This window comes from Goodfellowiella coeruleoviolacea, assembly GCF_024171785.1.
Lineage (GTDB): Bacteria > Actinomycetota > Actinomycetes > Mycobacteriales > Pseudonocardiaceae > Goodfellowiella > Goodfellowiella coeruleoviolacea.
Genome location: NZ_JAMTCK010000004.1, coordinates 68,344 through 92,850, shown reverse-complemented (window position 1 = coordinate 92,850; position 24,507 = coordinate 68,344). Strand labels below are relative to the sequence as shown.

General features: G+C 71.4%; 27 protein-coding genes. 18 read left to right on the top strand and 9 right to left on the bottom strand.

All coding sequences use genetic code 11. The annotated features are described in order from the left end of the window. The first annotated feature begins 65 nt into the window (after positions 1-65). The 11 genes from LX83_RS09250 (at position 66) to LX83_RS09205 (ending at position 8,540) form a co-directional block, all read left to right on the top strand. Positions 66-512: a hypothetical protein gene (locus tag LX83_RS09250; RefSeq protein WP_253769377.1), complete on the top strand. Its 447-nt coding sequence runs from the start codon at positions 66-68 to the stop codon at positions 510-512. After that, entirely contained in the window at positions 509-709 is a 201-nt protein-coding gene (locus tag LX83_RS09245) for a hypothetical protein (protein ID WP_253769375.1), read from the top strand. Before LX83_RS09250 ends, LX83_RS09245 begins: the two co-directional genes overlap by 4 nt. A 303-nt stretch (positions 710-1,012) precedes the next feature. Continuing rightward, on the top strand, positions 1,013-2,251 hold the full coding sequence (locus LX83_RS09240; protein WP_253769373.1) for a hypothetical protein: 1,239 nt from the start codon (positions 1,013-1,015) through the stop codon (positions 2,249-2,251). A gap of 174 nt (positions 2,252-2,425) precedes the next feature. Next, positions 2,426-2,632, top strand: a complete 207-nt coding sequence (locus LX83_RS09235; protein ID WP_253769372.1) for a hypothetical protein — start codon at positions 2,426-2,428, stop codon at positions 2,630-2,632. Positions 2,633-2,893: 261 nt separating this feature from the next. Beyond that, a complete protein-coding gene (locus tag LX83_RS09230) occupies positions 2,894-3,523 on the top strand; it encodes a DUF3558 domain-containing protein (RefSeq protein WP_253769366.1) in 630 nt (209 codons plus the stop codon). Between the two features lie 531 nt (positions 3,524-4,054). Next, positions 4,055-4,687, top strand: a complete 633-nt coding sequence (locus tag LX83_RS09225) for a DUF3558 domain-containing protein (protein ID WP_253769364.1) — start codon at positions 4,055-4,057, stop codon at positions 4,685-4,687. Between the two features lie 135 nt (positions 4,688-4,822). After that, positions 4,823-4,948, top strand: a complete 126-nt coding sequence (locus LX83_RS37765) for a hypothetical protein (RefSeq protein WP_301327916.1) — start codon at positions 4,823-4,825, stop codon at positions 4,946-4,948. A gap of 176 nt (positions 4,949-5,124) precedes the next feature. Further along, positions 5,125-5,595 carry a hypothetical protein gene (locus tag LX83_RS09220; protein ID WP_253769362.1) on the top strand — a complete coding sequence of 157 codons (471 nt, stop codon included), beginning with the start codon at positions 5,125-5,127 and terminating at the stop codon, positions 5,593-5,595. Next, on the top strand, positions 5,592-6,233 hold the full coding sequence (locus LX83_RS09215; RefSeq protein ID WP_253769360.1) for a DUF3558 domain-containing protein: 642 nt from the start codon (positions 5,592-5,594) through the stop codon (positions 6,231-6,233). The genes LX83_RS09220 and LX83_RS09215 overlap by 4 nt, the downstream gene beginning before the upstream one ends. Beyond that, complete coding sequence (locus LX83_RS37760; protein ID WP_301327915.1) at positions 6,233-7,630, top strand: PPE domain-containing protein; 1,398 nt, start codon at positions 6,233-6,235, stop codon at positions 7,628-7,630. The genes LX83_RS09215 and LX83_RS37760 overlap by 1 nt, the downstream gene beginning before the upstream one ends. A gap of 67 nt (positions 7,631-7,697) precedes the next feature. After that, positions 7,698-8,540: an ESX secretion-associated protein EspG gene (locus tag LX83_RS09205; protein ID WP_253769357.1), complete on the top strand. Its 843-nt coding sequence runs from the start codon at positions 7,698-7,700 to the stop codon at positions 8,538-8,540. Here the strand turns inward: LX83_RS09205 and LX83_RS09200 are convergent. From LX83_RS09200 to LX83_RS09175, 6 genes are all read right to left on the bottom strand, one after another. Further along, the gene (locus tag LX83_RS09200) at positions 8,521-9,498 is read right to left on the bottom strand and encodes a 2-hydroxyacid dehydrogenase (RefSeq protein WP_253769355.1); all 978 of its coding nucleotides are present in this window, start codon (positions 9,496-9,498) and stop codon (positions 8,521-8,523) included. The genes LX83_RS09205 and LX83_RS09200 overlap by 20 nt on opposite strands. Continuing rightward, a complete protein-coding gene (locus tag LX83_RS09195) occupies positions 9,495-10,679 on the bottom strand; it encodes a lactate 2-monooxygenase (protein WP_253769354.1) in 1,185 nt (394 codons plus the stop codon). Before LX83_RS09195 ends, LX83_RS09200 begins: the two co-directional genes overlap by 4 nt. Before the next feature lie 74 nt (positions 10,680-10,753). Next, positions 10,754-11,959, bottom strand: coding sequence for a cation:proton antiporter (locus tag LX83_RS09190; protein WP_253769352.1), 1,206 nt, complete (start codon positions 11,957-11,959; stop codon positions 10,754-10,756). A 124-nt stretch (positions 11,960-12,083) separates the two neighbouring features. Next, positions 12,084-12,476 carry a hypothetical protein gene (locus LX83_RS09185; protein ID WP_253769350.1) on the bottom strand — a complete coding sequence of 131 codons (393 nt, stop codon included), beginning with the start codon at positions 12,474-12,476 and terminating at the stop codon, positions 12,084-12,086. 69 nt (positions 12,477-12,545) lie between these two features. Beyond that, positions 12,546-13,565 carry a tetratricopeptide repeat protein gene (locus LX83_RS09180; protein ID WP_253769348.1) on the bottom strand — a complete coding sequence of 340 codons (1,020 nt, stop codon included), beginning with the start codon at positions 13,563-13,565 and terminating at the stop codon, positions 12,546-12,548. Between the two features lie 167 nt (positions 13,566-13,732). Then, complete coding sequence (locus tag LX83_RS09175) at positions 13,733-14,371, bottom strand: FMN-dependent NADH-azoreductase (protein ID WP_253769346.1); 639 nt, start codon at positions 14,369-14,371, stop codon at positions 13,733-13,735. Between the two features lie 122 nt (positions 14,372-14,493). Here LX83_RS09175 and LX83_RS09170 point away from each other — a divergent pair, with 122 nt between their 5' ends. After that, entirely contained in the window at positions 14,494-15,003 is a 510-nt protein-coding gene (locus LX83_RS09170; protein WP_253769344.1) for a MarR family winged helix-turn-helix transcriptional regulator, read from the top strand. Positions 15,004-15,096: 93 nt separating this feature from the next. Here the strand turns inward: LX83_RS09170 and LX83_RS09165 are convergent, their stop codons facing one another. Together LX83_RS09165 and LX83_RS09160 are read right to left on the bottom strand one after the other, a co-directional pair. Next, on the bottom strand, positions 15,097-16,530 hold the full coding sequence (locus LX83_RS09165) for an MFS transporter (RefSeq protein ID WP_253769342.1): 1,434 nt from the start codon (positions 16,528-16,530) through the stop codon (positions 15,097-15,099). Between the two features lies 1 nt (position 16,531). Beyond that, positions 16,532-16,969 carry a MarR family winged helix-turn-helix transcriptional regulator gene (locus tag LX83_RS09160; protein ID WP_253769340.1) on the bottom strand — a complete coding sequence of 146 codons (438 nt, stop codon included), beginning with the start codon at positions 16,967-16,969 and terminating at the stop codon, positions 16,532-16,534. A 362-nt stretch (positions 16,970-17,331) separates the two neighbouring features. Between LX83_RS09160 and LX83_RS09155 the strand changes: the two genes are divergently transcribed. The 3 genes from LX83_RS09155 to LX83_RS09145 all read left to right on the top strand — a co-directional run bounded on the left by LX83_RS09155 (position 17,332) and on the right by LX83_RS09145 (position 21,035). Continuing rightward, entirely contained in the window at positions 17,332-18,594 is a 1,263-nt protein-coding gene (locus LX83_RS09155; RefSeq protein ID WP_253769338.1) for a Bcr/CflA family multidrug efflux MFS transporter, read from the top strand. A 190-nt stretch (positions 18,595-18,784) separates the two neighbouring features. After that, on the top strand, positions 18,785-20,029 hold the full coding sequence (locus LX83_RS09150) for an MFS transporter (protein WP_253769336.1): 1,245 nt from the start codon (positions 18,785-18,787) through the stop codon (positions 20,027-20,029). A 7-nt stretch (positions 20,030-20,036) separates the two neighbouring features. Then, positions 20,037-21,035 (top strand): small ribosomal subunit Rsm22 family protein, encoded by a 999-nt coding sequence (locus LX83_RS09145; protein ID WP_253769334.1) that lies wholly within the window; start codon positions 20,037-20,039, stop codon positions 21,033-21,035. Between the two features lie 21 nt (positions 21,036-21,056). Here the strand turns inward: LX83_RS09145 and LX83_RS09140 are convergent, their stop codons facing one another. Beyond that, complete coding sequence (locus tag LX83_RS09140) at positions 21,057-21,224, bottom strand: hypothetical protein (RefSeq protein WP_253769332.1); 168 nt, start codon at positions 21,222-21,224, stop codon at positions 21,057-21,059. A gap of 100 nt (positions 21,225-21,324) precedes the next feature. On the opposite strand from LX83_RS09140, the gene LX83_RS09135 reads away from it, so the two are divergent. The 3 genes from LX83_RS09135 (at position 21,325) to LX83_RS09125 (ending at position 24,497) form a co-directional block, all read left to right on the top strand. Then, complete coding sequence (locus LX83_RS09135; protein WP_253769330.1) at positions 21,325-21,876, top strand: GNAT family N-acetyltransferase; 552 nt, start codon at positions 21,325-21,327, stop codon at positions 21,874-21,876. Between the two features lie 136 nt (positions 21,877-22,012). Then, positions 22,013-23,662, top strand: a complete 1,650-nt coding sequence (locus LX83_RS09130) for an AMP-binding protein (protein WP_253769329.1) — start codon at positions 22,013-22,015, stop codon at positions 23,660-23,662. A 145-nt stretch (positions 23,663-23,807) separates the two neighbouring features. Beyond that, positions 23,808-24,497, top strand: coding sequence for a TMEM175 family protein (locus tag LX83_RS09125; RefSeq protein ID WP_253769327.1), 690 nt, complete (start codon positions 23,808-23,810; stop codon positions 24,495-24,497). Positions 24,498-24,507 lie beyond the last annotated feature (10 nt).

The following is a 24,507-nucleotide window of genomic DNA, read 5'->3' as shown; positions in this document are numbered from 1 at the left end:
TGAATAGACTATTCCAGCCGTCGATTCGCTCCCTAAGTTCGATGCCAGTCTTCGAAGGGAGCCCCATGGCGTCACCGACCTTCACCCGGGACACCACGCGGTTCTGCCGGCGGGTGGTGTCCTACCTGCCCGGGCAGTACACCTGCCACAGCCAGCTCGAACTGAGTGCGGACGGGCGATCTGTCCTGCTGCACCTCGCCCTGCTGGCCCGGTTCAGCGTGGCCCTCAACCGACACGAGACCGCCCGACTGCTGCGCGCGCTCGACGCCGAGTCCGTCGCCCACGTCAACGTCCAGCACGAGCGGACCGGGCACCACGACCTGGTGGTGCGGCCGCACCGCGACCTGCTGGACCTCCCGGCGCACGCGCGATGTGCCCCAGTCATGCGGCTGGACCTGTGCACGTCCGCCGAGCACGGCATCCAACTGATCTTTCCCGCCCCGGAGCTGTACGCGCTGCGCCAGGCCCTGTCCGCCGCGTACCTCCAGTCAACCGTGGAGGTAGCGCGTTGACCGACATCCCGCCGCTGCCCGGGACCTGGTGGGCGTACTACACCGACCAGGCCGGGCGGCGCGCCGTGCTCACGATCGCCGTGGCGGGGCGGCACCTCGTGCTGACCACGGCAGCGGGCGCACAGCTCCGGCTCACCGCGACCGAGGCGGCCATGCTGCTGGAGAACCTGGAATGCGCCACCGGCCAGTTGCGGTGAGCTACCAGATGATCACACATTGATCACCATGACCACCCGGCGGCCCACACCCCGCTAGAACGTCCGGCGGAACAACATCAACCAGCTGACCCGGCACTCAGCCGGTCAGGGGGGACCAACCACATGAGTTACCCAATCGGGGGTCCTGATCGGCCAGGCCCCTGGCAGGGCCCGCCACCCCAGCAGCCGCCCGGCGCACCCCGGGCCCCCCGGCAACAACACCCACCCGGCCCGAACGCACCCGGACCCTGGCCGCCCAGCGGCCCACCGCCACGACGCCGCAACGGCGGAATCATCGCCCTGGTGATCGTGCTGATCCTGATCGCCGCGGTCGTGGCGGCGGTCGTCGTCTTCGTCAACACCCTCAGCACCGACGCCCGCGAAGCCGACTCCACCCCAACCCTGGGCACGGCCAAAGCCGCGACCACCGGTTCCGCCGATCCAGCGCAGGAGGCCGAGCAGCACATCCTCAGCCAGAAGATCACGTCCCAGACCATCGACTACGGGACCACCGGGGTGTTCGACGCCTGTGCCGTACTGCCCCTGTCCGTGCTGGAGGCCAACGGGATCAAGCCCTACCCCCACGGGCTGCTGAACCACCAGTACATCGAGAAATCCGTGTCGGGCGACCGAGCAACGGTCAGGGACTCGGCCCACGACATCACCACGTGCTCGTACCTGGTACCCGGTTCCGGGACGTCGGCCGACGGCACCGACGCGGGCAGGACCGGTCTTTTCAGTCTCGACATCAAGCAGACGCCGTTCAACCGCGTTTTCACCTTCGACCTCGCCAGCCGCGACGGCGACACCACCCGTTCCGCGGCCGGCCTGACCGTGTACCTCAGGGGTGACGGCAACAGGCTCGAAGCACGCACCGGAAACGAGAACGTGTTCGTCCGCCTCGCCGCTCACGACGTGAACACCGAGTACGGCGGTGTCGACATCAAGACGGTCTTCAACAAGATCGTTGACGAGGTGGCCGCCAACCTGGCCAAGGGCCCCACCCAGCAGGCCAGGTTCACCAACGGCGGCTCGTACTCCGGCGTGCCATCAGCCTGCGAGTGGTTCACCGCTGACGTGTTCACCCAGGCCACCGGCGCCCCGGATTCCGGTTGGGTCCGCGAAACCTCATCGCACGACGAGACCTGGGTCGCCGAGTTCGATGGCACGAACTCGTTCCAGATCAGCCAGGAGTGCTCTCGTTCAGCCCCGGACGTGGTCAACAACCGGGACTCGGACAGCTACCTGAAGGTGCGCTTCGAGGTCTACCGGGACGAGACAGCGGCCACGCACGCCGACTACAACTACTGCGACCCCAGCTCCCCCACAATCGCCCTCACCGGCAAGCCGGTTCCGGCGAGCGAGAAGGTCGGCGACGGCGCGGCCTGCGTGAGCGTGATCGGCTCCCCCGAGTACCACTTCCGGGTCGGCCGCGTCGCCGTGTCCATGGGACCCGCCAAGTGGGTCGGCGACGACCTGACCAAGATCGCCACCGCACTGACCCCGGCAGCCAAGAAACTGGCCACCACCCTGCCCAACTGACGTCAGCCACCAGGCAAATGTCCGGCTCATCCCGGTGATCCGGGGAGTGGTCGACCCGCTCTCCGGATCACCACCGCTCCCACCCCGTGAAGATGCCGAACCCGAGCTTTCGGAAACCAACCCTGTGACATCATCCCCGCGACGGTGAGCGGTAGGCGCTGAGGGGGCAGGACCATGGCGACCAGCAACGTCGGCGGTGCGATCGGTGCGGCTGTCGGAGCAGCAGCCGGAGCAGCGGTGGGCGCCGCCGCACAGCGCGTCAACTTCGTCGCGGAGACGCCCGTCATGGGAGCCGCCGGCGGCGGCCTGCCCGGGGTGACAAGCACCAACTTCAGCGTCGCCCCCGAGAAGGCCCAGAAACTGCTGGAAGGGCTTGCCTAAGCACGTAACCAACTCCAGGCTCTGTACGACCAGTCTTGGCAGCTTCGCGAGGTCGGTTCGCCAGGCGAGGAGCCCTACAGCGGGTAACGACCATTGCTATGCGAGCGGCTCCAGCGAAAGTGAAGGCGACTACGTCTGGTCGAATCAGAAGGCACAGGAAGCGCCGCAAAACACGATCGACAACCTCCAGGCAGCACTGGACAACTACCGTCGCGTGGAAGAATCAAACCAGCAAGCGTTCAGCTCCGGAGGGGCGAATCAGTGAAGCGTACGACTCTGGCCATCGTCGCAGCGAGCGCGATCATCGCCCTCGCCCCCGGCTGTTCGAGCGAAACTCCTGGCAACCCCACAACCAGTAATGAGCGGACTGCCGCGACTGGCACCTCTACAAGCGCAAAAAAATCTTCTGGAGCACCTCAGAACGGCGTGGCCCCGGCCATCACCGAACCTGAGTTGAGCCTCGGTCAGGCTGCTGATTCGCCGTGCGATCTCCTCAATGCCGAGCAACTGTCATCCCTGAGCGTCTCCAAGCCAGGCACTGCCAGCCAGGGCGCTTCTGGCCCGCAGTGCCAGTGGCTCGCTGACAGCCAGGCCAAGGGAACGAACTTCAACGGGGTGATTTTGAAGAACGGCCTTGACGGCTTGTACGAGAACAAGGGGAACTTCCCCGTCTTCGAGCCAAACAAGGTGCAGAATTACCCATCGGTGGACTCGGATCTGACTGACGCGAAACACGGGGCTTGCACGACCGCCGTTGGCATCGCCAAGGGCACGGCATTCGCCATCCAGGTTCGCGTTAATGACAGAAGCTCGACCGACTACACAAGCCCCTGCACTGTCTCAAGCCGAATCGCCGAACTCGTCATCAACAACTTGAAGGGTGCTAGATGATGACTGAGGGAATTGAGATGGATCCGACCAGTCTCGGGCTCACGCAGATAGGACTGGCGTTGAACGAATCTTCGAATCGCACTACAGGCAGCGCTCTCCGAGGCAACGAAGATCGGCCTGGAGTTCGTACCGGATAACGCTGTACTGCACGGCAAAGCACATCTGCAGCGCAACACCCTCGTGGTACCAGCAACGAGTTTCGACGACTACACCCCTGATCGGAATCCCTGTAGGTAAGCAACGGGAGGCTGGTCGACACCGAGAGGAACAGGACCATGTAAGACCGAAGGAATTCTAGGCCAATTCGGCCCAACTGTGAGAAGCTGGTTCCCCAGCAAGAGTCCTTAAAGCGATAAGTCACGCTAGCTATGCGCCTCTCCACCGAATAAGAAGAAGGCAGAATACGACTGAGTCAAGCTGAAAACCCAGAAGACCCTTGAGAAACAGTCAAGGAATTCAGGGAAGTGATGGACAAGTATCGCACATCGAAGAAGCAAACCAGCAGGCTTTCAGGTCTGGAGGACCATACTCGTGAGGCACACCATTCGGATCGTGCTCGCGACTGGAGTCACAGTCGTCGCCTTGGCCAGTTGCTCCAACCAAAATCCCGGTAGCCCCACCACTGGAGATACTTCCACCTCGAATACATCGTCAAACAGGAGCACTGACTCGCCCAGCAGCGAAAAGCCGAACTCCAATGGGGCCGCTCCGGCAATCAGCGGCCCAGAGCTAAGCGTGGCGAATTTCTCAAGCAACGCATGCCAAGCATTTACGTCCGAGCAGCTCACCACACTCGGACTACAACCAGACGGCACCCCACGCAACAATGGCGCAAGCTGCACATGGCGACCAGAAGATCTGGTTGCGGCGTCGACATACATGGTGACTTTTCCACCTGCCGGGACCACGCTGGACAGGTACTACAAGAACAAAGCACAATATCCGGCTTTCGAAGAATCCGAGGTGGCCAACTACCCAGCAGCCAACTTCGACATAACCGACGCAAAACATGGACAGTGCAGCACCATCGTGGGCGTCGCCAAAGACGCCGTCTTCATAGTGCAGGCAAGCGCCGGCTCAGATGATCCTCAGTACTCGACCCCCTGCACCCTGTCCGCCAAGGCTGCGGAGATCGTTGTGAACAACTTGAAGGGTGATAGATGACGGCAGGCGACGTCAACATGGACATGGCCATCAGCGGCTCGAACGCCTCTTGAGGATGTGCGGCTGACGATCAGACGCGGACTTCGGCATCTGCTGCGGCCCCGGCTCCCCACGGTCACCCTTACCGGCAAGCCCGTGCCCGCGACCGAGAAGGTCGGCGACGACACGGGACCCGCCAAGTGGGTCGGCGACGACCTGACCAAGATCGCCACCGCACTGACCCCGGCAGCCAAGAAACTGGCCACCACCCTGCCCAACTGACGTCAGCCACCAGGCAAATGTCCGACTCATCCCGGTGATCCGGGGAGTGGTCGACCCGCTCTCCGGACCGCCGCCGTCCCCGCCCCGTGAAGATGCCGAACCCGAGCTTTCGGGAACCAACCCTGTGACATCATCCTCTAAGAGGAGGAGTGGTAGGCACTGAGGGGAGCAGGACCATGGCGACCAGCGACGTCGGCGGTGCGATCGGTGCGGCTGTCGGAGCAGCAGCCGGAGCAGCGGTCGGCGCCGCCGCGCAGCGCGTCAACTTCGTCGCACAGACCCCTGTCATGGGAGCCGGTGGCGCACTGTCCGGCGTGGCGAGCACGAACTTCAGTGTTGCCCCAGACGAGGCGGAACGACTCATGAACGGGCTGCTCGCCGCACGGGATCGCCTTGAAGAACTCTACAACGAAGCAGGGCCGATCACCGAGATCCCCTCTCCCGGCAAGGACCCTTACAGCGGATACGCCACACTAGCGACGCGTGATACTGCCGGAGATAAAGAAGGGGGTTATCGATGGGCAAACAAACTGGCGCGCGACTCCCTGCAAACAACGATTGAGAACATCGATGCAGCCCTGAAACAGTACCGCCAGACAGAAGAAGCAAACCAGCAGGCTTTCAGCTCCGGAGGAGCAAATCAGTGAGGCGTACAACTCTGGCCGCCATTGCCGTGAGCGCGACACTTGTTGCCCTAGCTGGGTGCTCCAACGAAAGTCCTGGACAAGCTTCCGGCACCACAACTCCCGCCCCTACCAGCAAGGGCACGCCCGCCACCTCGAACAGTGGCTCAACAGACTCCTCGGCAACAGGAGAAGCTCCGACGATCAACGAGCCGGAGTTGGACCTGAGCAAGTTCTCCGGCTCAGAGTGCGAACTGCTCAAGTCAGACCAGTTGAGCAGCTTCGGAATCTCGAAAGCAGGCACACCCGACCAGGGAACAACTGGCGCCCAGTGCGAATACAAAGCAGATGATCGGGTACGCGGCCTGAACTTCACCCTGTCCACGCTGGAGAAGATCAACGGCCTGGACGGAATTTATCAGAAGAAGGACAGTTATCCCGTTTTCAGGCCAGGCGAGGTCACCGGATACCCTTCCGTCAATTTCGACGGAACAAACGCTTCGCAGGGTGACTGCTCCACCGCTGTCGGAACAGCGAAGGGCGCAGGTTTCATGATTCAGGTAAACCTGCACGATCGCAGTTCAGCGGAGTACACGAGCCCCTGCAACGTGTCATCGCAAATCGCGGGGCTGGTAGTGAGCAATCTGAAGGGGGGCAGATAATGGCAGGCGACGTCGAAATGGACATGGCCGGGCTGGCCATGATCCAGATGGGCGTGGGGGCGGAGAAGATCTACAGCTGGTTCACCGAGAGCAGGGGGCCAGGGCCGTCCACCGACACCAGCGACGCCACGTGGACGAAGCTGGCACAAGGACATGCCGAAGTCCGCGCCCTCCTGGACACGGCCATCAGCAGTTCAGAGGCGAGCTGGGAAGGCGCCGCCGGGGACCAGATGCGAAGCAAGACTTCACCGCTGAGCACCTGGGCCGATGCCACCAGTCAAACCGCACTGCAGGCGTCGAACAAGTCCGCGGAGTTGAGTAGTGCGTACCGACAGGCGCAGAACTCGGTGCAGAAGCCGGTCGAGGTGCCGGACAAGCCCTGGTACAACGACTTCGTTCCGTGGAGCACGGACTACGACGACAAGCTCCAGCAGAGCCAGCAGGTCAACCAGGCGAACGTCCAAGTTCTGAGTGCCTACGGCAGCCAGACCAACGCCATCACCGCGTCCATGCCCAAGTTCTCGGCTCCGGATCAGATCGGCTCGGACGGCAGCATCGACCAGACGAACGTGACGCCGCCGGATTCGGGGAAGCCGCCGGAGAAGATCGGGGGCGGGACTGGCGACACCGGGGGTGGCAACGTGCCCACGCCGGGTGGCGGCAATGGCGGCGGGTCGATTCCCTCGCCGTTCGGTGGTGGCGGCTCCGGTGGGGGCGGTGGCGGCTACGGCGGTGGGGGCGGCGGTGGCGGTGGGAGCGTGGTGCCTCCCATCGGCTCGGTGCCGGGTGGGTCTGACGGGACGCACAAGTCCGATCTGCGGCCGGGTCCCGGTATCACGACCCCGCCGAACGTCGGTGTTCCCTACCGCCCGCCGTCGGTTGATTCGAACGTGCCCGGCGTGCCCGGGTTCGTGCCCCCGGGCGGGTTCGGTGGCGGCCAGGGCGGCACCGGCGGTGGTGCTGGTGGCCGGGGTCTCGGTGGCGGCATCGGTGGGATGAAGGGCGGCGCTGGCGGCGGCTTCGGTGGCCGGGTGCCCGGTGTCGGTGGCATGGGTGCCGGTGGCGTTGGTGGTGCGGCTGGACGTGGCTTCGGGCCGGGCGGCAGCGGGTTCGGGCCGGGTGGCTCGGCGGCCGCGGCGCTCGGCCAGGAGGGCCAGGCCGGGACGCGCGGTGGCGGCTTCGGGCCGGCGGGCGCGGGTGCGGCCGGGGCCCGGGGCGCCATGGGCGCGGCCGGTGGCATGGGCGCGGCCGGTGGCATGGGTGCCGCTGGTGGTCGCGGCGGCAAGGGCGAGGAGGACAAGGAGCACAAGGCCGCGTCCTACCTCGTGGAGACCGAGGACGTGTTCGGTGACGGGCAACTGGTCGCGCCGCCGGTCATCGGGGACACCAGCCGCTGAGGCACGAGATCGGGAAGGGGTGCGTTCCGGGAGCGGCGGCTGAGCGCGGCTGCCGGGACGCACCACTGTGGACGGATTCGAGGAACACGGGGGAAACGTGCTGCGCTCCAGGGTGATGCTCCCGGTCGTGGCGTTGTACAACGCCTGGCAGGCGGAGGGGTTGCCAGAGCTGCACCGGGCGCTGATCGCGCAGTTCCCGGACATCGATGACGACGAGGACCTGAGCAAACTGGGTGGGCTCTACCGGCAGGGCTGGGCCGACCTGGAGCGCAGCGGGCTGGCCAGGGGCGGCAAGGTGCACCCCGACCTCGCTGGCGCGCTGCGGCTGGTCGCGCAGGCCAGCACCGAGTACTTCGGCTGGTTCAACCGGGGCGAGGAGGGGCACACCCGCTCCGTGCTGGTGGCCTCCGACGGGGACCGGGCGCTGCGGATCATCATGACCCCGGACCTGCAGTTCGTGCTGGAGCCGGTGCGGCCGGAGGACGCCGCGCCCTCGCTGGTCTCGGCACTGCCCGAGGCACCACCGGGCAAGGGCAGCGTGATCTCGCTGCCCGCTGACGCGCTCAACGCCAAGCCGAAGCGGGCCCGCGACCCCTACGAGGAGGAGGGCGGCGGCTCGCTGCTGGTGGCCGCTGGTGGGGGCGCGCCGGCCGCGGCGCCGGCCGAGCAGTTGCGGCGGCTGCTGCAGCAGCAGCGGTTGGGTGGCGGCCAGTTGTACGCGGCGGCCCGGGACCGGTACGGCAAGCGCAGCCGGTGCCGCGCGCCACTGACCTACATGGACCTGGAGTCCGGGCGCTACCTGTCGCTGCAGCAGCCGGGTCAGGACGGCAGCCCGTGGGTCACCGTCCTGCCGGCGGAGTTCCGGACCTTGGTGGCCCGGCTGCAGCAGCTCACCCAGACACTGGTCTAGCCGGGCCGGCGACCACGTCGAGCGGGGGTTGCCCGGCGGCCACGCGGCGCACGTTGTCGAGTGCGGCGGCGGCGATGCGCAGCACGGTCTCCCGGGTGACGCCGGCGGCGTGGGGGGACAGCACCACGTTGGGGGCGCGCAGCAGGGCCAGGTCGGCCGGGGGTGGTTCCGGGTCGAACACGTCGATGCCGGCGCCGCCGAGGCGGCCCGCGGCCAGGGCCTCGGCCAGCGCGTCCTGGTCGACCAGGGCGCCCCGGGCGGTGTTGACCAGGATGGCGGTGGGCTTCATCAGGGCCAGCCGCCGCCGGTCCAGCAGGTGGCGGGTGTCCGGGCGCAGCGGCGCGTGCAGTGACACGTAGTCGGCGGTGGCGAGCAGTTCGTCGAGTTCCACGTGCCGGGCCCGGTAGTCGGCGGCCGCCGGCACCGGTCTCGGTCCACTGTAGACGATCCGCATGTCGAACGCGGTGGCGCGGCGGGCCAACTGCTGGCCGATCGCGCCGAGGCCGACGATGCCGAGGGTCTTGCCGAACAGCTCGGTGAGGCCGGGCCGCAGCCTGGGCAGTGCCCACTCGCCGTCGCGCAGGGCCTGGTGGCCGGGGACGAGTTGCTTGGCCAGCGCCAGCATCAGCGCCATGGCGTGCTCGGCCACGTCCTGTGCCTCGGCCTGGCTGGAGCCGATGGTGCTCACGGTGACGCCGTGCCGCTCGGCGGCGGCCAGGTCGACGTGGTCGACGCCGTGGCTGGCGCACTGCACGAACCGCAGGGCTTCCGCCGCGGCCAGGTGGTCGGCGTTCACCGGGGCGAGCGCGGTGAGCAGGAACTCGGCGCGGCGCAGCGCGTCCCGGTCCTGGCCGGTGTCCTCGACGGCGGTGATCTCGTGCTCGGCGAGGGCGCCGCCCAGTGCCTGGGCCAGTTTCGCGCCGCCGAGGGTCGGGGCGATGACGACGAGGCCTCTCACGCGTGGCTCCTGGACAGGGTGTCGGGACCGAGGTCGGCGGGGCTGCGGTGGCCGGTCAGGCCCAGGGTGATGTCCAGGTCGGCCAGCAGGCCGCGCAGCACCTGGCGCAGCCCGGACTCGCCGTCGTGGGCCAGCCCGTACACGTAGGGCCGGCCCACCAGCACGGCCTGAGCGCCCAGGGCGAGGGCCTTGATGATGTCGGCGCCGGTGCGCACCCCGGAGTCGAACAGCACGGCCAGCTGGTCGCCGACGGCCTCGGCGATGCCGGGCAGCGCGTCCAGTGAGCCGATGGCGCCGTCCACCTGGCGGCCACCGTGGTTGGACACCACGATCCCGTCCACGCCGGCGTCCACGGCGCGGCGGGCGTCGTCGGGGTGCTGGATGCCCTTGAGCAGGATCGGCCGGTCCCAGTGCTGGCGCAGGAACGCGAGCTGGTCCCAGCCGCGGTCGGTGCCGGTGTAGGTGGCGACCCAGCGCAGCACGGCGGCGGGCGTGTCCTGTTCGGGTGGGGCGGCGAGTGTCGCGCGGAACGCCGGGTCGGCGAAGGTGTTGGCCACGCCGGTGCCGCGCAGGAACGGCAGGTACCCGTGGTCGAGGTCGTGTGGTCGCCAGGCCAGCGTCCAGGTGTCCAGGGTGACCACGAGCGCCTGGTAGCCGGCGGCGGCGGCGCGGTTGAGCAGGCTCACGCACACCTCGGGGTCGTTGGGCCAGTACAGCTGGAACCAGCGCGGGCCGTCGCCGTTGGCCTCGGCCACCTCCTCCAGGGTGTGCGAGGAGTGGGTGGACAACACCACGGGCAGGCCGAGTTCGCTGGCCACGCGCGCGGTGGCCAGCTCACCCTCGGGGTGCACGATGGACTGGGCGCCGACCGGGGCCAGCAGCACCGGGGCGCTGGCCCGGGTGCCCAGCACGGTGGTGGCCAGCTGGCGGACGGTGGCCTCGCGCAGCATGCGCGGCACGATCCGCCAGTGGTCGAACGCCTCCCGGTTGGCCCTGGCGGTGGCGCCGCTGCCGGCCGCGCCGGCCACGTACCAGAACGCCTCGGGGCGCAGCCGCTGGCGGGCCGAGGCTTCCAGTGCCTCGGGGTCGGTGGTCACCTCGGGCCGCTGGCCACCGACGCCCTGCAGGTAGATCTCGTTCTGGAAGGTGGAGTGCGGCGGGGTCGCGCCGGTCGGGCTCATGCCAGGCTCCTTTCGACCCGTGCGAGTCTGCTCCCGGCCGGAGGCCCCCGTCTACCGCTGGGTAACCGGTGGTGCTACCCGCGGTCGCCGGTCGCCCTGGCCGCCGGGAACAGGCGGGCGGGCAGCAGCCAGGTGAGCCGGTCGGAGCGCAGCGCGGCGAGCGGGCCGATGATGGCCAGCAGCAGCACGTAGCCGGCCACGAACGGCACGATCCGCTCGTCCAGGCCGGCCGTGCTGGCCAGGGCCGCGAGCACCAGGGAGAACTCGCCCCTGGTCAGCACGGTGAGGCCGATGTTGACGCCGGCGAGGCGGTCGTAGGAGTGCAGCCGGGCGGCCGCCGCGCCCGCGGCCAGGTTGAGCACGATGGTCAGCAGCACGGCGACCAGCACCGGCAGCACGACCGTGCCGACCGCGCCCGGGTCGATGCTCATGCCGAAGATGAAGAAGAACAGCGCGCCGAACGCGTCGCGCAGCGGCAGCACCAGCTTGTGCACCCGGGGCGCGACCCGGGAGCCGCCGAGCACCATGCCGACCATGAACGCGCCGATCGCGTCGGACACGCCGAGTTCCTCGGCCACGGCCGCGCCGAGCACGGCCAGCCCGACGAAGCAGACGGTGAGCAGTTCGTCGTCGGCGGAGGCGAGCAGCTTGCTGACCAGGGCGCCGCCCCAGCGCGCGAGCGCGGCCAGCACCAGCAGGAACGCGAAGGCCTTGGCGATGTCGAGCAGGGCGGGACCGAGGCTGTCGGCGCCGTCCAGCACCGGCTGCAGCAGGGCGAGGTAGAGGGCGAGGAACACGTCCTCGATCACGATGATGCCGAGGATCAGCCGGGATTCGCGGTTGCCCATGCGGCCCGCCTCGACGAGCAGCTTGGTGACGATCGCCGAGGAGGAGATGCCCACGGCCCCGGCGATCACCAGTGCCTCCCTGGTGCCCCAGCCCAGGGCGAAACCCAGGGCGAGGCCGCCGCCGATGTTGAGCACCAGGTAGCCGACACCGGCCAGCACCAGTTTGCGCCCGCCGGAGATCAGGTCGTCGAGGGAGAACTCCAGGCCGAGGTAGAACAGCAGGAACACCAGGCCGAGGCTGGCCAGCATGCTCATCCCCGTCTCACTCTCACTGTCCACCAGGGACAGTCCGGGAGTGTTGGGACCGAACAGGAAACCGGCCAGCATGAACAGCGGGATGGTGGGCAGGCCGATGCGCACGCCGGCGCGGGCGATCAGCCCGGCGGCGAGGAAGGCGCCGCCCACGGCGAGCAGGGCGTGTCCGGTGGTCAAGGAGAGCCTCCTTGCGGTGTGGTGGGGCCAGCGGCCGGCGGCACCGAGGCGGGTGCGGGCCGGCCGGGCCGGGGCCAGGGCAGGCGGGGGCGGCCGGACGCGCTGCTGGGCTGGCCGTCCGGTGCTAGGCGGGAACCGCGGACGGCGGGGCCCTGGCGCCCACCGGGAGCGGGGCGTCGGCCCGTGGTGTCCGGTCCGGCCGGGCGCGGTCGACGTGGGCGTGGCGGGCCGGTTCGGGTAAGGCGGCGGGCCGCGGCGCCAGCAGGTCGGGCTGGCCGGGCAGGTGCGGCTGGTGCGAGCCGGCACTGGCGGGCGCGGCGAGGAGGCAGGCGGGGTGGGTGGAGCGCTGGTGGGTCCTGGCCGGCGGGGTGTGCGCACCGGCCAGCCGAACAGCGTCCACAGTGGACGGGTTGGGCGCGGTCGCGGGTGCCGGGATCGCCGCCGTCGCGAACAGGAGGGTGAACAGGAGGGTGAGCAGGAACCGGTGGAGCGGTGGCCGCCGTCCGGTTCTCCCCATGCACACGCTCCCCGATGGACTCCTTCGCCGCCCCACTCTACCAGGGCTTTTAGTCCACAGTGGACATAATCACCGGGGGTGGCGCGGGCGCGCGCCCGGTCGGCACAGCACGCCGGCGGCCAGCGCGCAGCCGAACGCCACGGCCAGCGTGCTCAGTCCTCTCGTGCCCGAGGCCAGCGCCAGGGCCCAGCCGGCGGTCAGCAGCACGGCCAGGGCGAGCAGCGCCGCGGCGGCGCCGACCAGCCGGCGTTCCCGCGCCACCCGGGCCACCAGCCGCCGCCCCACCGCCGGCATCCGCGCCAGCGGCAGCGCCGCCACCGCCACCGCCAGCCCGACCAGCAGCAGGGCCGGCGCGGTCAGCGCGGTGCTGGGTGCCGGCAGACCGGCCAACAGCAGCAGCAGCGTGCCCACGGCCACCAGGCCGACCAGCCGGCGCACCAGGGCGCGCAGTGCCCGCTCGGCACCGGCCAGCGCCTGGGGCAGGTCGGCGCCGGTCAGCCCGCCGGCGCCGGCGGCGCGGGCCCGGTTGCGGTGCACGGCGTCGAGGTTGGCGCGCACCTCGGGGTCGTGCGGGTCGATGTCCAGGGCGGCCCGGTAGGCCCACTGCGCGGTGGCCCAGTCCCTGGCGCGCATGGCCGCGTCACCGAGCACCTGGTAGGGCCGGGCCTGGTCGCCGGCCAGCTCCACCGCGCGGCGGGCCGCGCCGAGCGCGTCGCCGGCCAGGGTGGGGTGGCTGGCCAGCGCCTCGGCCAGCACCACGTGGCAGCGCCAGTCCAGCGGCTTGCACCGCACCGACTCGCGCGCGGCCACCACGGCCTCGGCCGGCCGGTCCAGTTCGGCCAGGGCCAGCGCGGCCAGCCGCTGGGCCCAGGCCGGATCGCCGCCGAGCACGATGGCCCGCTTGGCCGCGGTCAGCGCCGGGTCGGGTTCGCCGGCGTCCAGGTGGGCGGCGGCCAGGTGGCACCAGGCGTCGGCGTGCTCGGGGTGGCTGAGCAGCACCGGCCGGAGCAGTGCCACGGCCTGGCCGGGCTGGCCGGCCGCGGTGAGTTCTGCGGCGCGCAGCAGCGTCGCGGTGACCTGGTCGACCATGCGCCCTCCGCCTCGGCCCGGATCGCGTGGGTGCCCAGAGTCTGGCAGTTCGGTCACCGTCCGGGAACGCCGGCGGCCCGGCCGGTCCGGGATGCGTGCGGAACGCCGGGGAGCCGACCGGGCCGGGCGGCCGCGCGGCGGGGCGAGGTGATGAGCTGCGCGGGGATTCAGACGCTGGCCAGCTCGCGGGCCCGCTCGTGCGCGTTGGCCAGGGACTCGACCGCCTTGTCGCGCAGGTCGAACATGGCCTCGACCGCGTGCGCCAGGGTCAGCTCGGCGTGGATGAACTCCAGGTTGCGGTCCAGGCCGATCATGCTGAACACGGCCCGCAGGTAGGGCTCCTGGTAGTCGAAGCCCTCGCGCGGGGTGCCCGGCGCGTAGGAGCCGCCGCGCGCGGTGACCACGACGACCTTCTTGTCGACCAGGGCGCCCTCGCCGGTGGCCTGGTTGAGCATGAAACCGGGGTGGATGATCCGGTCCAGCCAGGTCTTCAGGGTGGCCGGAATGCTGAAGTTGTACATGGGCACGCCGAGCAGGATCGTGTCGGCGGCCCGGACCTCCTCGATCAGCGGTTCGCTGATCGCCCAGCCGGCCCGCTGCTCGGGGGTGCGCTGCTCGGGCGCGACCTGACCGGCGGTGTAGGCGGCGGCGTCGAGGTAGGGCACCGGGTTCTCGCCGAGGTGCCGGTAGACGTAGCCGCCGCCGGGGTTGGCGGCGCGCCAGTGCTCGACGAAGGCGGCGGTGACCTTCTGGCTGACCGAGTCCTCGCCCCGGATGCTCGCGTCGATGTGCAGCAGGTTGGGCATGGTGACGTGCCTTTCATCCCTTGATGTTTCAACCATAAGTTACGACGCGAGATGTTCCGAGTCAAGACGATATGAGTCGAGAACGTCCCTACTCGGAGGTTGTCTCCGGTACCATGACCGACATGGACGTCGCCGAGTGCGGTTCGGAGGACCCCGAGGTCACCTGCCAGGAAGTGCGGGCCTGCGCCCAGCACGTCGACCTGAACTGGCTGCTGCACCGGGTGGCGCAGCGGCTCGGCAACGCCATGCAGGCCGAGGCCGAGCGGCACGGCATCGGCATCCGGGGCCAGCTGGTGCTCACCGCGCTCGCCCAGGAGCAGCGCCGCACCCAACTGGCCCTCAGCCACGCGCTCGGCCTGGACAAGACCACCATGACCAGCGTGCTCGACCGGCTGGAGCAGAGCGGCCTTGTGGTGCGCAAGCCCGACCCCAACGACCGGCGGGTGCGGCTGCCCGAGCTGACCGAGCAGGGCCGGGCACTGCAGGCGGTGGTGGCCGACGCGCTGGCCCGGGTGGAGCGGGGGTTCGTGGCCGGCATCGACCAGGCCGACCAGGAGCGGCTGCGCGCGGTCCTGTTGGAACTGGCCTACGGCGGGCACGGCGAGATCCCGGACAACGGCTCCTGCCTGTGACGGGCTGCCCAGTGACGGCCTGCCCTGTGCCGATCTCCCCTGGGGCGGTCGCCCCGGTGCTGGTTGGCGCTGGTCCGGTCGCCGCCGGGCGGCTCACCCGGTCCGCAGGCCGCGGCTGACCAGCGCGGTGACCAGCAGCGCGGCACTGATCACGGCCACCGCCACGGCCAGCCGGTGCAGCCCGGCGTCCGAGGCAGGGCCGGCGAAGCACAGTTCGATCAGGCAGGCGGCCAGGTTCGCGCCCACGTACTGCGAGGTCCGGTACAGCCCGGAGGCGCCACCGATCTGGTCGGCCGGCGCCGCCCGGTACAGCGCGGTCTGGTTGCCCAGGTTGTTGAACCCGTTGGGCACGCCCAGCACCGCGGCCACCCCGACCAGCAGCAGCACCGGCGTGGCCCGGTCCACGCCGAACAGCAGCGCGCTGCCAGTCAGCAGCACGGCCGAGCCGATGACCAGCAGCAGGCGTGGCCCGGTGCGCCGCTCCAGCCGGGTGGCCAGCGCCACGGTGAGCACGCCCAGCCCGGCCACCGGCAGCAGCACCAGGCCGGCGCCGGCCGGGTCCAGTCCCCTGGCCTGCTGCATCCACGCGGGCAGGCCGTAGAAGATCGAGTAGAACGCCACGAAGGTCAGGCCGGTGCGCAGGTAGGTGGCGGTGAGCGCGTGGTTGGCGGCCAGCAGCCGCACGTCCACGAACGGCCGCCGCACCCGCAGTTCCCACCACACCAGCACGGCCACCAGCACCCCGAGCACACCCAGCAGCCCCCAGTCCGGCTGGCCGGACAGCGACAGCAGCCACAGCATCAGCGTGGCCGTGGTGCTGGTGAACACGCCCATCCCGAGCAGGTCCAGCCAGCTCAGCACGCTCGGCCGACGCCCGCCCCCGCCCCTCGGCGCACCGGCCCACGGCGGGGCCGGATCGGCCGGCAGGAAGCGCAGTCCGAGCAGCCCGGCCGCGGCCGCGATCGGCAGGTTGACCAGGAAGATCGCCCGCCAACCGGCCACCTGCACCAGCACCCCGCCCAGGGCCGGTCCCAGGGCCACGGCGATCTGGCTGGCCGCGGCGAGCACGCTCAGCCCACTGCCCGAACTGGGCAGGCCGCGCCGGTCAGCCTCGGCCCGCACCAGGGCCAGGCCGGCCGGGAACGGCGCGGCCGTGCCGATGCCCAGCACCACCCGGGTGGCCACCAGCCAGCCAATGCTGGGCGCGAACGCCCCGGCCGTGGCGGCCACGCCGACCAGCACCAGCCCGGCCAGGAACACCCGGCGCGCGCCGAGCAGGTCGGCCAGCCGGCCCATGGTCGGCGCGGCCACGGCCGTGGCCAGGTACAGGCCGGAAATCAGCCAGGAGGCGGACGCGCCCGCGTCGAACTCGTCGCGGATCTGCACCAGGGCGACCGCGATCATCGACGAGTTGATCGGCTGCAACAGGATGCCCACGGCGACGGGCAGCACCAGCCTGGCCGGCAGCCCGGCCCGGCGGTCGTCCCTGCTGTCGGAGTCCTTGTCCGTCGACGTGGGCACGGCCATGTCAGCACTCCGCGAGTCGGTCCATCAGCCTGCCGGCCGCGCGCAGCACCTCGCACTCCACCGGGGTCAGCGCCTCGGTCATGGCCACGGCCAGCCATTCATCCCGGCGGCGGCGGTCCTCGGCGAGCAGGTCCCGCCCGGCCTGGCTGATTTCCAGCACCATCTGCCGCCGGTCGCGCGGATCGCGACTGCGCACCAGCAGTCCGCGTTCCTCCAGATCCGCGACGACCCGGGTAATCGACTGCGGCTGAATGCGTTCACATTCGGCGAGTTCGGTCGCGGTGGCCGGCCCCTCCCGGTCCAGTCGGCCGAGCAGCGTCAGCTTTGTGACGCTGATGCCGTGGTCGGGCCGCTGCTGGCGCAGCCGTCTGGCCAACCGCATGACACTCAATCGCACCGCGTGCGCATCCTCAGCCACTTGATCCTGCCGGTCGGTCACTTCGCAAGTGTGACTTAACACTTTTCGCCGTGTTAATAGGCCGATCCGGGGGCGGGCAAGACATTTGTGCATTCGAACAGTGAAAATCAGTTAAGGCCGGCTTGGTATTTTGCATATACCCATTGGCCCATTCGGTCGCGCGCACCTCTTTTCGAAAACCAGGGGGGCGCGCGTGCCGGCGGACGTGACGCACACCGCACCCGCGGGTGGAACAGCGTCCGGTACCGCGGTGGTTGATCAGCGCTGGGCGGTGGTTCCCGATCGGGGGTGCCGCGAGACGCCTGCGCGGCGCACGGCGGGGCCGGCAGGCGAGAGCCCGGTGGAACCCCGCGGAGTCGAGCGATGCGACAGGGAGTTGCGGCATGAGCACCGAGACGATCACACCGAGCCGATCACGAACACTGCGGTTCCTCCTCATCCTCGGCGGGCTCACCGCGTTCGGGCCGCTGTCCATCGACATGTACCTGCCGGCGTTTCCCACCATCGCCGCGGACTTCGGCACGGGCCCGGCCCAGGTGCAGCTGAGCCTGACCGCCTGTGTGATCGGCCTGGCGGTCGGCCAGCTGCTGGCCGGGCCGCTGAGCGACTCGCTCGGCCGACGCCGGCCGCTGCTGATCGGCCTGGCGGTGTACTGCGTGGCCTCCCTGCTGTGCGCGTTCGCCCCCAGCGCGCTCACCCTGACCGGGCTGCGCCTGGTGCAGGGCCTCGGTGCCGCCGCCGGCATCGTGATCGCCAGGGCGGTGGTGCGCGACCTGTACAGCGGGGTCGCCGTCGCCCGCTTCTTCTCCACGCTGATGCTGGTCACCGGTCTGGCCCCGATCCTCGCCCCGGTGCTCGGCGGGCAGCTGATGCGGCTGACCTCGTGGCGCGGCGTGTTCGTGGCGCTGACCGCGATCGGCGTGCTGCTGCTGGTGGTGGCCGTGCTGGCGCTGCCCGAGACGCTGCCGGCCGCGCAGCGCCGGCCCGGCAGCCTCGGCACCACCCTGCGCACCTTCGGTCAGCTGCTGGTCCACCGGGGCTTCATCGGCTACGCCCTGGCCGCCGGGCTGGCCTTCGCCGCGATGTTCGCCTACATCTCCGGCTCGTCGTTCGTGCTGCAGGACGTCTACGGCCTGAGCCCGCAGACCTACAGCATCGTGTTCGGCGCCAACGCCCTGGGCCTGGTCGTGCTCGGCCAGCTCAACGGCCGGCTGGTCGGCCGGGTGTCCACCACCGCCCTGCTGACCACCGGGCTGGGCATGACCGTGGTCGGCGGGGTGCTGCTGCTGGTCGCCGCCGTGCTCGGGTTGGGCCTGGTCGGCATCCTGCCGCCGCTGTTCCTGCTGGTCTCCAGCATGGGCATGGTGATGCCCAACGCCACCACGCTGGCCCTGGCCGCCTACCCGCAGGCCGCGGGCACGGCCTCGGCCCTGCTGGGCACCGCCCAGTTCGTGGTCGGCGGCGTCGCGGCCCCGCTGGTCGGCCTGGGCGGCGAGCACACGGCCGTGCCCATGGCCGCGGTGATGGCCGCGTTCGGCGTGCTGGGACTGGCCGCCTACGCGCTGCTGGCCCGGGGCAGCGCCGCCGCACTCACCGAGGACGGGCCGAGCGCGCCGACCGTGCTGGCCGAGGCCGCCGCGGAGTGACGGGGGCTGGCTCGCCCGCCGCGGGCTGACGGCGCGGTCGCCCGCCGCGGGCTGACGGCGCGGTCGCCCGCCGCGCAAATCCGTGTGAGCGTTCCGGTCCGGCAGGTAGTGTCACGCTGTTTCCCGCCGCCGGTTCCGGACCGCCCAGGAGTTCCCGTTGTTGTTTCGCCGCCGGCCGCGGCCTGCCGGTTTGGGCCCTGACTTCGCCAAGCTGTGGACGGCCAACGCGGTCTCCAACATCGGTGACGGCATCAGCCTGGCGGCCGGCCCGCTGCTGATCGCCTCGCTCACCGACGACCCGAGGCTGGTGGCCGGCGGCGCGTTCGTGCAGCTGCTGCCGTGGCTGTTGTTCTCGCTGGTCAGTGGCGTGTTCGTGGACCGGCTGGACCGGCGGCGGCTGGTCGCCGTGGTCAACGTGCTGCGCGCGGTGGTGATCGGCGGGCTGACCGCGGCCGTGGCGCTGGACGCGGTCGGCGTGCCCGTGGTGTACGTGGCGTTCTTCCTGCTCGGCACCGGCGAGACCCTGGCGGACAACGCCTCGGCGGCGCTGCTGCCCAGCATCGTCCCGGCCGAAGGCCTGGCCAGGGCGAACGCCCGGATGTTCTTCGTGCACCAAGTCGGCAACCAGCTGATCGCGCCCCCGCTGGGCGCCGTGCTGTTCGGGATCGCGGCCGCGCTGCCGTTCGGGGTCGACGCGGCGAGCTTCGTGGTGGCCGCGGTGCTGGTGCTGAGCCTGCGGTACCGGCCGCCGGCAGTCGAGGCGGCGGCCCAGCCGGTGCGGCGCTCGGTGCGCGTCGAGATCGCCGAGGGGGTGCGCTGGCTGTGGCGGCAGCGGGTGCTGCGGATGCTGGCGCTGTGCCTGTGCCTGATGAACGTCACGCTGGACGCCGGGATCGCGATCCTCGTGCTCTACGCGCGGGAGCGGCTGGGGCTCGACGGGGTCGGCTACGGCGTGCTGCTGGCCAGCATCGCGGTGGGCGGGATGCTCGGCTCCGTGCTGGCCCGGCCGCTGATGGACCGGTTCGGCGCGGCCGTGCTGCTGCGCGTGGGACTGGTCATCGAGACGCTCACCCACGTGGGGCTGGCGCTGGCCCGCACGCCGTGGCTGGCCCTGGTCGTGCTGGTGGTCTTCGGGGTGCACGGCACCGTCTGGGGCGTGGTCACCATGACCGTGCGGCAGCGGGTCATCCCCGGTCCGCTGTTCGGCCGGGTCACCAGCGTGTTCTACCTGTTCAGCCGCAGTGGCGCCGCGCTGGGCTCGCTGGCCGGCGGGGTGCTGGCCGCCGAGCTGGGCGTGACCGCGCCGTTCTGGTGCTCGGCCGCGGTCATGACCGTGGTCACCGCGGTGGCCGTGCCGCTGTTCACCCGCGCCGAGCTGGCCGCGACCACCGGCGCGACCGACCGCGCCGCGCCGGCCACCACCGGCAAGGCATGATGCCGGCGTGGTTGACCTCCCCGACGCGCTGCGCGCCGCCCTGCTCACCGAGACCGCCGGCATGCCGCGCAAGCAGCTCGTCGCCGCCACCCAGCGGCTGATCGGCCAGTACCGGTCCGGGTCCGCGCCGGGCGCGCCGATCCTGGCGTCGGCCACCGACGCCGCCGCCTACGCCGCCTACCGGATGCCGGCCACCTACGCGGCCATCCGCGGCGCGCTGGCCGAGGCCGCCCGGTCGGCCCCGGACTTCGCGCCCCGCACCCAGCTCGACATCGGTGGCGGCACGGGCGCGGCGCTGTGGGCGGCGGCCGCGGTGTTCCCCACGCTGACCGGCTCGACCGTGGTGGAGCAGAGCGCGTCAGCCACGGCCGTGGGCCGGCGGCTGGCCGGGGCCGCGCCGTGGCCGGCGGTGCGGTCGGCCACCTGGCTGGCCGGCACGCTGGCCCAGCACGCGGTGCTGCCCGGCGCCGACCTGGTCACCGCCGCCTACCTGCTCACCGAGCTGGGCGAGGCCGAGCAGCGCGGCCTGGTCGACCGGATGGCCGCGGCCGGCCAGGTGGTCGTGCTGGTCGAGCCGGGCACGCCAGCGGGGTTCCAGCGGGTGGCCGCGGCCCGCCGGCGGCTGACCGACGCGGGCCTGCACGTGCTGGCGCCCTGCCCGCACGGCAACGCCTGCCCGCTGGCGGAGTCCACCGCGGCCGGGGACTGGTGCCACTTCGCCGCCCGGGTCAACCGGTCCGCCGAGCACCGCCAGCTCAAGGAGGCCAGCCTGGGCCACGAGGACGAGAAGTTCTCCTACCTGGTCGCGGCCAGGTTCACCGGTCGGCCCGGCGCCGGGCGGGTGCTGCGGCACCCGGTGCAGCGCAAGGGCCAGGTGCTGCTGCAGGTGTGCGGGCAGGACGGCACCGTGGCGCGCACCCTGGTGACCAAGCGGCACGGCCGCGACTACCAGCGGGCCCGCAAGGTCCGCTGGGGTGATGCCTGGCCGCCGCCGGACGGGGACTGACGATCGGGGTGGTGCGCCCGGTCAGCCCGGGTAGGTGGTGGCCTCCCGGATCGGCCACTCGGCGTCGGCGGCCTGGATGGCGCCGGGCACCGGCTCGTCGTCCAGCGCGCTGACCCACTCGGTCGGGTTGATCCGCTCGGGCAGGGCGTGCCACTTCGCCCGGGGGTCGTGCTCGGTGTGCTCACTCATGCCGTCATGGTGCGCGGTGCCGCCGCCCCGGGGTGCACCGCTGCCGGGTTGTCACCCGAGTGGCGCAACGGCGGCCGACCGCGACGGTAGGGTCCGACGGGTGAGTGAGACCACCAACACGGGGTTGACGATCCGCCGCGGCTCAGTCGCTGACGTGGACACCGTGCTCGGCCTGTTCGACGACGCGGTGCGCTGGCTGGTGTCGCGAGGCCGCACCGGGCAGTGGGGCAGCGAGCCCTTCTCCACCAATCCCAAGCGGGTCCAGCAGGTCACCTCCTGGCTGGACGAGGGCGAGCTGTGGCTGGCCGAGCACGGCGGTCCGACCAGGCCGGCCGGGGCGCTGGTGGTGGGCCCGACCGCACACCACTACGTGCCCGCCTCGGACGTGCCCGAGCTGTACGTGCTCGGCCTGGTGGGCAGCAGGCAGCCGTGGGCGAGGGGGGCGGGCCGGCTGCTGCTCGACCACGCCCGCGCCGAGGCGGTGCGGCGCGGGGCGCACCGGCTGCGGGTGGACTGCTACGCCGGTGACGACCGGGCCCTGGTGCGGTTCTACACCTCGGCCGGGTTCACCCCCACGCAGACCTTCACCGTGGGCGAATGGCCCGGCCAGCTCCTGGAGATCGACCTGTCCGGGGCGTCGGCCGGCGCCTGACCCGGCGTCCCGGTCACCCCGGTCTTTTTCGGTCAACCTCTTCCTACCCGCCAGTAGGGATGTCACCATCAGGTGGCAGCCGATCGCACAAGTCCACTGTGGACGGACAGATCGCGGGGTGAGCCGGGTGCGGGTGATGTCTGGACGCGGAGCCGACCGGAGCTGGTCGGCAGCTGCCCTCGGGCTGGTCGACCGGGTCGCGCTGCCCCTGCACGCGGGCTACACGCTGTGGCGCGCCGGCGTGCTGCGCCCGATGCGGCCGACCGCGCTGCGCGCGGTGCTGGCCGGCTGGCGGCACTGGCAGCTCACCCTGCCGTTCGGCTACCTGGTGGGCGCGGCCAGGCACCCGGACCGGCCGGCCATCGTCGACGAACTGGGCAGCCTCAGCTACGCGCAGGTGGCCGAGCGCACCGCCCGGCTGGCCGCCGGCTTCGCCGGGATGGGCGTGCGGGCCGGCGACACCGTGGCCGTGCTCTGCCGCAACCACCGCGGCCTGGTCGAGGCGGCCGTGGCCACCGCCCGGCTCGGCGCGCACACCGCGCTGCTCAACACCGGGCTGAGCGCCACCCAGGTGGCCGCGGTGCTGCGCGAGCAGGACGCCAGCCTGGTCGTGGCCGACGCCGAGTTCCGGCCGCTGCTGCGCACCGCGCCGCGCAAGGCGCGCCGGGTGATCGCCTGGCAGGACGGGCCGACCCGCAGCACCACCCTGGCGGAGCTGATCGCCGCCGCGCCGGCCGGCCCGCCGCCCCGGCCGGACCGGCACGGCCGGCTGGTGGTGCTGACCTCGGGCACCACCGGCACCCCCAAGGGCGCGCGCCGGCCGCACCCGCGCGGCCTGTCCGCGCCCGCCGCGCTGCTGTCCCGGATCCCGCTGCGCCACGGCCGGCCGCTGCTGGTGGCCGCGCCGCTGTTCCACACCTGGGGGCTGGCCGGGCTGCAACTGGGCCTGGTGCTCGGCGCGACCCTGGTGCTGCGCCGCCGCTTCGACGCCGAGCGGCTGCTGGCCGACATCGCCGGGCACCGGGTGGACAGCGTGTTCGCCGTGCCGGTGATGCTGCAGCGCGTCCTGGAGCTGCCCCACGAGATCCGCCACGCGCACGACGTGTCCTCGCTGCGGGTGGTCGCCTGCAGCGGGTCGGCGCTGCCCGCGCCGGTGGCCGCGGACTTCCAGCGCCGGTTCGGGCCGGTGCTCTACAACGTGTACGGGTCCACCGAGGTGTCCTGGGTCAGCGTGGCCACCCCGGCCGAGCTGCGCGCGGCCCCGCACACCGCCGGCCGGCCGCCGGTGGGCACCCGGGTGCGGCTGCTGGACGAGCACGGCCGGCCCGTGCCGGCCGGGCAGCCCGGGCGGATCTTCGTGGCCAACTCCATGCTGTTCGAGGGCTACACCGACGGCGCGGCCAAGGAGGTCAGGCAGGGCCTGATGGCCACCGGCGACGTGGGCCGGCTGGAGCCGTCCGGGCTGCTGGCCGTGGTCGGCCGGGACGACGAGATGATCATCTCGGGTGGGGAGAACGTCTACCCGCGCGAGGTGGAGGACGTCATCGCCGGGCTGCCCGGGGTGCGCGAGGCCGCCGTGCTGGGCGTGCCCGACGAGCGGTACGGCCAGCGCCTGGCCGCGTACGTGGTGCGGGCCGACGGCGCCGAACTGGACGCGGACGCGGTGCGCGGGCACGTGCGGGAGCGGCTGGCCCGCTTCTGCGTGCCGCGCGACGTGGTGTTCCTGGACGCCCTGCCGCGCAACGCCACCGGCAAGGTCCTCAAGCGCGCCCTGGGCACCGACTAGGCCACGCCGATCCCGTTCCCACCCGCCCGGTCCTGGCGTATCTTGCTGGCGATTCGATCGCTGCGGGGCGACCGGCCGGCGACACCAGCGGTCGGGTGCGGGCGCGCCGCCGCGGCCAGCCTCCCGACCTTCGTTGGAGTCCCCCATGGCCAACGCCCTGCCCGAACCGTCCCACCCCGCACCGGCTGCGGACACCGGCACGCCCGGCATCTCGTCCGCCCGCCTGCAGGCGTTCAGCGACGCCGTCATCGCGATCGCGGCCACGTTGCTGGTGCTGGAGATCAAACTGCCCGAGCACGAGGGCGTGTGGGCCGGGCTGCGCCACGAGTTACCCGCGCTGGCCAGCTACGCGGTGAGCTTCCTGGTCATCGGGATCGTCTGGATCCACCACCACAACCTGTTCCACCGGGTGCGGCAGGTGGACCGGGCGCTGCTGCTGCTCAACCTCGGCCTGCTGCTCACGGTGAGCTTCCTGCCGGTGCCCACGGCCACCCTGGGCAGCCGCCTCGACGGGGCGGACGCCACGGCGGCCGCGGTCTTCTACTCGCTGGCGGTGGGGCTGACCTCGGTGTGGTTCCTGCTGTTCTGGCACCACCTGTGCCGCCGGCCGCACCTGCTGGTGCCCGGCGCGCTCGCCGAGGCGCGGCTGGCCCGCCGCCACGCCGTGACCGGGCCGGTCGTCTACTTCGCCGCCGCCGCGCTGGCGCTGGTCACCCCGGTGGGTTCGCTGGGGCTCAACGCCGCGCTGATCGGCTACCTCATCGTCAACCGCCGCTCCCCCACCGCCCGCACCCGGCCGGGCGCGGCCGCCGGCGCCGCCCCCGACCGGTCCTGACCCGCCCTGA